Origin of the sequence: uncultured Leifsonia sp., assembly GCF_945957465.1 — a bacterium.
Lineage (GTDB): Bacteria > Actinomycetota > Actinomycetes > Actinomycetales > Microbacteriaceae > Leifsonia.
Genome location: NZ_CAMFLC010000086.1, coordinates 1 through 7861 on the forward strand (window position 1 = coordinate 1; position 7861 = coordinate 7861).

The following is a 7861-nucleotide window of genomic DNA, read 5'->3' on the forward strand; positions in this document are numbered from 1 at the left end:
CTGGCTGCCTGAAACGACACAGCAAACTGTCCGAGGAACCGGGGGAAGATCAGATCACCTTCGTCTCTTCCCTTCTTGTCTCAACCTTCTTCTCTCGCCTCAGTCCTTCGCCGTCCAGCGTCACCAATCCAATCGCCGCCCTTCGTGCGATTCGTGTTGCGGCCCCGATCGCATCGGGTGGTTCGGGAGACAATCGGCGTAGAGTCGCGGCATGGCGCGGGAAGTCCGTTCGCATCAGGATCTCGCCGCCGCGCTGCGCGCTCGGGTGCTCGAGAGCGGCCACTTGCGGCGGGAGTTGCGTGTGCTCGCCTTGGATGGCGACGGCGCGAATGCACCGGTCCCGTATTCGGCGTTGATCGTACAGGTGCGGGACGAGTCCTCCCGCGTCACGGACGGTCAGGTCGATGCGGTTCGTCGTTCTGTGGGATCCGAGAAGGAAGCGTTCGAGCTCGTCCTCGCGTCGGCGATCGGCGCGGGATTGGAGCGCTGGGAGGTCGCGGTCAACGCGATCCGAGAGGCCGGCGATGCGACTTCCTGAGATCGACCGTGGTGACACGCTGCGCCACCGGGCTTTAATCGGAATGATCTCCCGAGTGTCGGGAATTCGTTTGCCGGACGCGGCCCGGGTGGCGTTCTACGACCAGGACTTCGCCGGCCCCACTCTGGGCGAGTGGACCCAACGCACCATGCGGGGGCCCAGCGGCTGGAGCGTGAGCGAACGCGAACTCATGGCGGCTGCAGTCGCGTCCTGGAATCGGTGCCCCTTCTGTGTGGGGGCGCACGGAGCGATCGCCGTACACGGATTCGGCCGCGCCACCGTCGCCGCCGTCATCGATAACTACCGGACCGCGCCGATATCGCCACGGCTCGCCGCATCCCTCGCCTTCATCGAGAAACTGACCCGCGACCCCGCAGGCACGACTTCCCAAGACGCACGCGACGCGCTCGCGGCCGGAGTCAGCACCGCAGACCTCACGGACGCCGCCGCCGTGGCCTCGCTGTTCAACATCATCAGCCGATACGCGAACGCCCTCGACTTCGAGATCCCTACCGAGGAAGACTTCGCCAAGTCCGCCACGATGCTCCTGCGGCGCGGATACTCCTGACCGTTCGACGGTCGGCCCGCCTCTGGGTCACGTGCGTCGTGTCACGGCTACCGTGTCATTCGATCGCCGCGCCACCAGAGGGCGACCCAGGGGCCGCAACGTCTGCAGATCAGTGCCTTGCCGTCTTCGAGCGCATGAACCTTGCTTCTTGGCAGGTCGCGTCCGCAGCACGAACACACGACCAATGCGTCATCCATGTGCGGAGATCGCTTCCACGAGTTGATCGACCGTCGGGAGTCCGGCGACACCGTTCGGCGTGAAGTAGATTCGACAGGCCAGTTCAGTGGTCTGCGCTCCGTTTGGAAAGAGATCTTCACCATCTACCGTGATGGTCGGCGAGCCAGCGAACGCGACCGACGCAGCCTCCTCCGAAGTCTGAAGCCGTCGGTAACCGACCGCCGTGGATCGATCGCCGAGTCGGTCGAGCGCCTCGCGAACTCGATCGCCGGCGCGCTCCCAGTTCTCACACTCGTCGATATGAAGCACTTCGATCCTCATGGCGCAATTCTCCGCGCTCCCAGCACAGCCTGGCCGTATCAACTATCAGACACCCTCGACACCGGTGAGTCCCGCCCTCGGCGTCATACGCCGGTGAGAAGGTCACCGGCAGGGAGCGGTGAGCGCGCGGCGGCCGGGGTTCAGCCCCGAATCGCTGCGACCAGCCGTCCCCAGGACTCCCCGAACGCGTCGATTCCGGCGCGTTCGAGTTCCGACGTGACCTCGTCGAGCGACACTCCGATACGAGCCAGTTCATCGATTGTCTCGCGCGACGCCGCGTAGCTGCCGCGGATGGTGTCAGGGCGGATGCGCCCGTGGTCGTGCAGCGCCTCCAGCGTCGCGGACGGCACCGTGTCGACGACGTCGGGTGCGACGAGCTCCTCCAGGTAGCGCGTGTCACGCATCGCGGGGTCCTTCACGCCGGTGGAGGCCCAGAGCGGCCGTTGCGGATGGGCGCCGTGCGCGGACAGCGTGTGCCAGTCGGGGAGCGTTAGCGACTCCTCGTACGCGGCGTACGCCAGCCGTGCGTTGGCGACCGCGGCGAGGCTCCGGAGGCCGGCCGCGGCCCGTCCGCCGATCGCGTCGAGCCGCCGATCGACCGCAACGTCGACCCGCGAGACGAAGAACGACGCGACCGACCGCATGCCCGCGGGGTCGATCCCCGCCGCGACGGCCCGGGCGATTCCGGCCCGGTAGGCCTCCCGCACCTGCCGGTAGCGGTCGAGCCCGAACAGCAGCGTCATGTTGATGGAGGAGCCTTCCGCTGTGGCGTCCTCGAGGGCGCGGACGCCCGCGTCCGTCGACGGGATCTTCACCAGCAGGTTAGGCCGGTCGACCAGCTCGCGCAGCCGGCGTACCTCGACGAGGGTCGCCTGGGCGTCGTGGGCGGCTTCCGGAGTCACCTCGATCGAAACGAACCCGTCGCCGCCGCCCGAACGCTCGTGGACCGGGAGGAGAACGTCGCAGGCCGCGCGCACGTCCGTCGTGACGATCGCGAGTGCTGCCTCGCGGGGCGCGGTGCCGGCCTGCTTGAGGTCGGCGAGCTGCGACGCATATGCGGCCGGATCCTTCTCGACGGCGGTCGCGAAGATGGTCGGGTTGGTGGTGATGCCGGTCACATCGCGTTCGGCGATCAGCTGGGTGAGGCGCCCGGAGAGGATGTCCGCGCGGGAGAGGTCGTCGAGCCAGATGCTGACTCCGGCGTCGCGGAGGTCGGAGGTCGCGGTCACGATGCGGCCCTCCTCCCGGGAGCAGAGGCCTCGTTGGTGTCGAGGAGGTCAAGGAGCGGGACATCGGGATCGCGGAGGCTCGCCCGTGCTACCCGAGCGCGCGAGGCGACGAGGGTCTTGATGTCGTCGTTGACGTCCCAGACGTTCACGTTCATCCCGGCGACCACGCGGTCGTCGCGCAGCCAGAACGCCACGAAAGAGCCGGATGACGGGTCGCCGCGATAGACGACCTCGGCCCCCGAGGTGAGGGGACCAAAGCCGGCATACTCCATGCCGATGTCGAACTGGTCGGTGAAGAAATACGGGACAGCGTCGTGCTCGATGCGTTCGCCGAGAAGCGCCCGGGCGGCGGTCGTGCCGCCATCGATCGCATTGGCCCAGTGCTCGCTGCGCAGCCGTGCACCGATCAGAGGGTGGACGGCGAACGCGATGTCGCCGGCGGCCCACACGTTCGGGGCGCTCGTGCGCAGCGACGAATCGGTGAGCACGCCGTTGCCGACCGCGAGACCCGCGTGCTCGGCCAGGTCGATGACGGGCACCGCGCCGACGCCGACGATCACCACGTCCGCCGGCACGACCTCGTAGTCCGCCAGGCCCACGCCGGTGGCGTGCCCGCCCTCACCGGCGATGGAGTCGACTTCGATGCGGGTCCGGATCCGCACACCATGCGCCGCGTGAACGTCGGCGAAGTACGCGCCCAGTTCGTCGCCGAGCGCGGCCGCCAGCGGCACCGGGTCGCGTTCGAGGATGGTGACCGCGTTGCCAAGCGCCCGTGCGCTGGCCGCCACCTCCATTCCGATCCAGCCGGAGCCGATCAGCACGACCTCCCGGCCGCCGCCCGCGATGATCTCGCGCAACCGGTCGCTGTCGTCGAGGGTGCGCAGCGAGAGCACGCCCTCGAAATCCGTGCCGCGGATGGGTAACCGCCGCGGCGTCGATCCTGTCGCCAGCAACGCGCGGTCGAAGCGGTGCGCCGCGCCGTCCGAGCCGGTCACCGTCCCCGCGGTCGGGTCGAGGCGGGCGATGCGCGTGCCCAGGTGGAGGTCGATGTCGTAGTCGCGATACCAGGCCTCGTCGTGCACGTAGAGGGAGGCGCGCTCCTCGGTCCCGGCGAGATAGCCCTTGGAGAGCGGCGGCCGGATGTAGGGCAGGTTGCTCTCCGCGCCGAAGAGCCGGATGGTCCCGTCGTACCCGGCCTCCCGCAGAGTGGTCGCCGCGGTCGCCCCGGCCAGCGAGGCGCCAATGATCGCGACTTCCTTCGGCGCGCTCATCGCTCGGCCCCCCACTCGTCGAAGGGCGAGGATGCGTCGAAGGAGGAGGCTTCGGCAAAGCGCCGCCCGCCCGTCTGTGCAAGCTCGCCCGTGAACCGGGATGTGCGGGTCACGGCTCCCGGGGCGCGCACGCCGCGGATCGCCATGCAGAGGTGCTCGGCCTCCAGCACGACGCCAACGCCGCGCGGCTCCAGCTCGGTGTCGAGCCAGTCGGCGACCTGGGCGGTCAGGCGCTCCTGCAGCTGGAGGTCGCGCGAGAAATGCTCGACTGCGCGAGCGAGCTTCGACAGGCCGAGCAGCCTGTCGCCCGGCAGATAGCCCACGTGGGCCACACCGCGGAACGGCAGCAGGTGGTGGGCGCACAACGAGGTGAACGGGATGCCGCGCACCAGCACCAAGTCGTCGTACTCCTCGTCGTTCGGAAAGGTGGTGCTGCGCAACGGGGGAGCGTCCAGCAGTTCGGCGAACGCAGCCGCCACCCGCCTCGGCGTGTCGGCCAGCTGCGGGTCTCGGGTGTCGCGGCCGAGGGCATTCAGGAGGTCGGCGATCGCCGCCTCGGCGCGCGGCCGGTCCACGGCCGCTGTCCAGGGGCCGGGCAGCGGATCGTGGACCGGGTGGAGCGGTGGGTCCTCCTGGTGGGACTCTGTCGTCAGCGACATCGTGTCCTCCTCGTGGGCTTCGGGAAGCCTCTGGGCCAAGAGTCGCCCCCGACGCTTCTTTTGTCAAGAAATACTTTTTTAGAGTTAGGATGGGCGCATGACCAGTGACGATCTGACCGCGGTCGCGGCGCTTGCCGACCCGGTGCGCCGCGAACTGGTGCGCCTCCTGGAGGCCGCGGCAGAGCCACTGGGACGTGACGAGCTCGCCGAGCGAGTGGGGCTGCCGCGGGCCACCGTGGCCTTCCACCTGGAGAGACTGGTGGACTCCGGTGTGCTGGCAGCGGAGTTCCGGCACCGTGGAGACAAGCGCGGCCCGGGGTCGGGCCGCCCGGCGAAGTTCTACACTCTCGCGCGCGACGAGTTCGCCGCGGCCGTTCCTCCGCGCCGCTACGCCCTGGCCGGCGAGCTCCTCGCAAGCGCCGTCGAGCTCTCCGACCGCACCGGACGACCCGTGCGCGAGTGCCTTTTGACCGTGGCAGACGAGCGGGGCGCGGACCACAGTGACACGACCCGGCCGCTCGCCGACACGCTCGGCGACCTCGGCTATGAGCCGGTCGACGACGACGCGGGCGGGTTCGTGCTCGCCAACTGCCCGTTCCATCGGCTGTCGAGCCGCCACACCGACGTGATCTGCTCGGCCAACGTGGCGTACGTGGCGGCGCTCAGCGCCGGCGCGAGCGATCCGCGCGACACCTGGTTGGAGCCGCTGGAGGGCGGCTGCTGCGTGCGCGTCGGACGTGCGGCCGCGGACGGCCTTGCGACCAGGTCCGGCGGCTGATCCAGCGCTCGGCCGCGAGGCGGGGAGCGTGGGACGTCTTCAGCGTTGGCCTATCCGGGTTGGTGGGGGCCCTCGAGGACGGCCTTCAGCTGCGTCAGCTGAGCGACTTCCACGTTCATCGTCTTCTGGATAGCGCCGCTCATCAGCCTCATAAGACCGGTCGGTGTGAGGGAGAGCGAGAAGCGGACACGCGTGCCGTCTCCATCGGGAGACAGGACGTAGGCGCCTTCCGGCCTGGCAGGGCCCGCGATGACGACGAATCGCAACTCGCGACCCGGCACGGCTGCGGTGATCCGGTAGTCACCGGCGATGGCGCGGCCGCCTGGCCCGGTGAGCGTTTGAGCGTAGACCGCGTCCACTTCCCCGGCATTGCCGCTACGGAGCTCAATTTTGCGAACCCCGGATCGCCAGCGGGGATTGTTCGTACCGTCTGCGAGAAACGTGTACACGTCCATCGGGGACCGTTCGATCGTGACTGTGTTCTCAGCGCTAGGCATGCGAGTCTCCTTTGGTTGTCCCGGCGATCCGATTTTCGCGCGTTTCAGTTCAAGCTCTATTTCCGAACGCCTCGAGCGTCGAGTCGCTCCGCGCAGACTCGGGATTCGTGACCGGTTAGCGAGTTGAGTTGCGCCCCCCTTGCGGCGGCGGCCGCGCGAGCCGACAGTGGCGGTCATGGTTCAGCGAACGATGACGTCCGGCGGGGACTCGTCCCGGATCGATGACGTGTGGGGCGACCGCATCGACGCGTTCGGGGACCACCTGCGGACGACTGGTCGCGGCCCTCCTTAGTTGCGACATCGTAATTAGCCTCCGGTGCGTACGCGCACGAAAAGGCGGGTACGTGGAGGCGTGTGCCGCTGTCAGACAGGCGGTTCGGCGCCGCAGCGCGAGCACGGGCCCGGGCCGTCGCGGAGCGCACCGCACTCCGGACACACCGAGGCGAGCCAGCAGGCGGCGTCACCGCCGTCCTCCCACGGCGCCTCGGTCTCTCGGCCCCTCTGCTCGGGTGGCGCGACCGCCGCGCCCACTCCTTCGCGGGGACCGAGTGCAGCACCGATCGCGAAGTAGTGCCGGAAGCTGTACACGATCGGCTCCCAGGCCAACGGGTCGATATGGTCGCCGTCGACGATGATGCGCGGATCGGCGTGCACACGCACGACCTCCGCCTCCGCGATCGCGTAGTCCTCGGTGACGCCGGGCGTGATGCGCCGCACCTCGGCCTCCAGCTGGAGCAGGCACTCGGCGACGCGCGGCGGCGAGACGATCTCGGACGGCTGCGCCGTGAGCCCTGCGGCCGCGAATTTGTCCGCGCGGTATGCGTAGCGGGCCGCCTTGGTGGCCGGGATCTCCTCCCGGCCGGTGAGGTCGGCGATGCGCTCCACCGCGCGCCAGTGCGGAGGTGACGGAAAGTTGACCGTGAGTTGCGGCCTCGCCTCCAGATTGGAGAGTGTGTGCCCGTCGGTCTCCAGCCCCAGCGCGAGCATCTGACCGAGTGCCCAGTACGAGGACGCCGGCGCGAGGTTCGCGCTGCCGTTGTCGTTGAGTGAGGCGAGCAGCACGACCGGCGTGCCGGCGTAGAGGATGGGCGGCCGCACCACCCGATGCCGGGGCCGCAGGTCACCGCCCATCCCGCACCTCACGTTTGGGAACGTGGGCGGAGTGCCCGATTGCCAGATAACCGGTGAGGCTCATGCGTGCGTCCCCTGCTCGTTCATCGCGCCCTTCAGTTGCGAAGTCGCAAGTATCGGCGCCGCACCGATTATACGAGGCGACACCGCGGACCATGTGCGCGCAGGATGGCGGAACATCGAAACAGCAGAAGGATGGCGGATAGAGTTCGACCCTCCTCAATCGTCTTGTGCGTCGGAGTCGCTTCGTTAGTGTGCGAACCAATCGTGAGCTGTCTCGGCACCGCACCAGGGCGAGGGCTTAGCGAAGAACGATTGCTGAAGTTCCAGGCGAGTTGGACGCAGGCGGTGCCCAGTCCCCGTTGAGGATCCGCTCGCCCGGTCAATCCGCGCGGAGGTAGACGGAGAAGTCGTCGGTGGGTGCGGGCAGCCAGTTCGCGAGCTCTTGAGGGTCGGTGGGTCGTTCGCCTCCGACATGAGGGCGAGCGAACCGTCGTCGCCGTCGGTGAGGTTCTGGTTCTTGGTGCGGCGAGAAAACCGGTCGACGTCGTTGGCATGGGTCTGCCGTCGATGAGCGTGTTGGGTTCGCGTGAGCGGCCGGCTAGCGCCATCCCCGTTCGGAGGGTCTCTAGCGATTGCCGGCCGATCACTCGGAGAGCAGCGACGAACGAGGGGAGTGTTGTCGTCGGTTG

General features: G+C 68.6%; 9 protein-coding genes. 3 read left to right on the forward strand and 6 right to left on the reverse strand.

Annotation, left to right across the window (positions count from 1 at the left end; translation table 11 throughout):
* The first annotated feature begins 211 nt into the window (after window positions 1-211).
* A complete protein-coding gene (locus Q0Q23_RS19275; RefSeq protein WP_295128164.1) occupies window positions 212-538 on the forward strand; it encodes a hypothetical protein in 327 nt (108 codons plus the stop codon).
* Window positions 525-1106, forward strand: coding sequence for a carboxymuconolactone decarboxylase family protein (locus tag Q0Q23_RS19280; protein ID WP_295128167.1), 582 nt, complete (start codon window positions 525-527; stop codon window positions 1104-1106). Before Q0Q23_RS19275 ends, Q0Q23_RS19280 begins: the two co-directional genes overlap by 14 nt.
* A gap of 189 nt (window positions 1107-1295) precedes the next feature.
* Here the strand turns inward: Q0Q23_RS19280 and Q0Q23_RS19285 are convergent, their stop codons facing one another.
* The 4 genes from Q0Q23_RS19285 to folE all read right to left on the reverse strand — a co-directional run bounded on the left by Q0Q23_RS19285 (window position 1296) and on the right by folE (window position 4763).
* Window positions 1296-1604 carry a hypothetical protein gene (locus Q0Q23_RS19285; protein ID WP_295128170.1) on the reverse strand — a complete coding sequence of 103 codons (309 nt, stop codon included), beginning with the start codon at window positions 1602-1604 and terminating at the stop codon, window positions 1296-1298.
* Between the two features lie 140 nt (window positions 1605-1744).
* On the reverse strand, window positions 1745-2833 hold the full coding sequence (gene tal, locus Q0Q23_RS19290) for a transaldolase (protein WP_295128173.1): 1089 nt from the start codon (window positions 2831-2833) through the stop codon (window positions 1745-1747).
* The gene (locus Q0Q23_RS19295) at window positions 2830-4104 is read right to left on the reverse strand and encodes an NAD(P)/FAD-dependent oxidoreductase (protein ID WP_295128176.1); all 1275 of its coding nucleotides are present in this window, start codon (window positions 4102-4104) and stop codon (window positions 2830-2832) included. Before Q0Q23_RS19295 ends, tal begins: the two co-directional genes overlap by 4 nt.
* Window positions 4101-4763, reverse strand: a complete 663-nt coding sequence (gene folE / locus Q0Q23_RS19300; RefSeq protein WP_295128179.1) for a GTP cyclohydrolase I — start codon at window positions 4761-4763, stop codon at window positions 4101-4103. The genes Q0Q23_RS19295 and folE overlap by 4 nt, the downstream gene beginning before the upstream one ends.
* 97 nt (window positions 4764-4860) lie before the next feature.
* Here folE and Q0Q23_RS19305 point away from each other — a divergent pair, with 97 nt between their 5' ends.
* Entirely contained in the window at window positions 4861-5541 is a 681-nt protein-coding gene (locus tag Q0Q23_RS19305) for a metalloregulator ArsR/SmtB family transcription factor (RefSeq protein WP_295128182.1), read from the forward strand.
* Between the two features lie 50 nt (window positions 5542-5591).
* On the opposite strand, the gene Q0Q23_RS19310 is transcribed toward Q0Q23_RS19305, so the two are convergent.
* Both Q0Q23_RS19310 and Q0Q23_RS19315 read right to left on the reverse strand, forming a co-directional pair.
* The gene (locus Q0Q23_RS19310) at window positions 5592-6038 is read right to left on the reverse strand and encodes an SRPBCC family protein (protein WP_295128185.1); all 447 of its coding nucleotides are present in this window, start codon (window positions 6036-6038) and stop codon (window positions 5592-5594) included.
* 363 nt (window positions 6039-6401) lie between these two features.
* Window positions 6402-7169, reverse strand: a complete 768-nt coding sequence (locus tag Q0Q23_RS19315) for a flavin reductase family protein (protein WP_295128188.1) — start codon at window positions 7167-7169, stop codon at window positions 6402-6404.
* Between the last annotated feature and the right edge of the window lie 692 nt (window positions 7170-7861).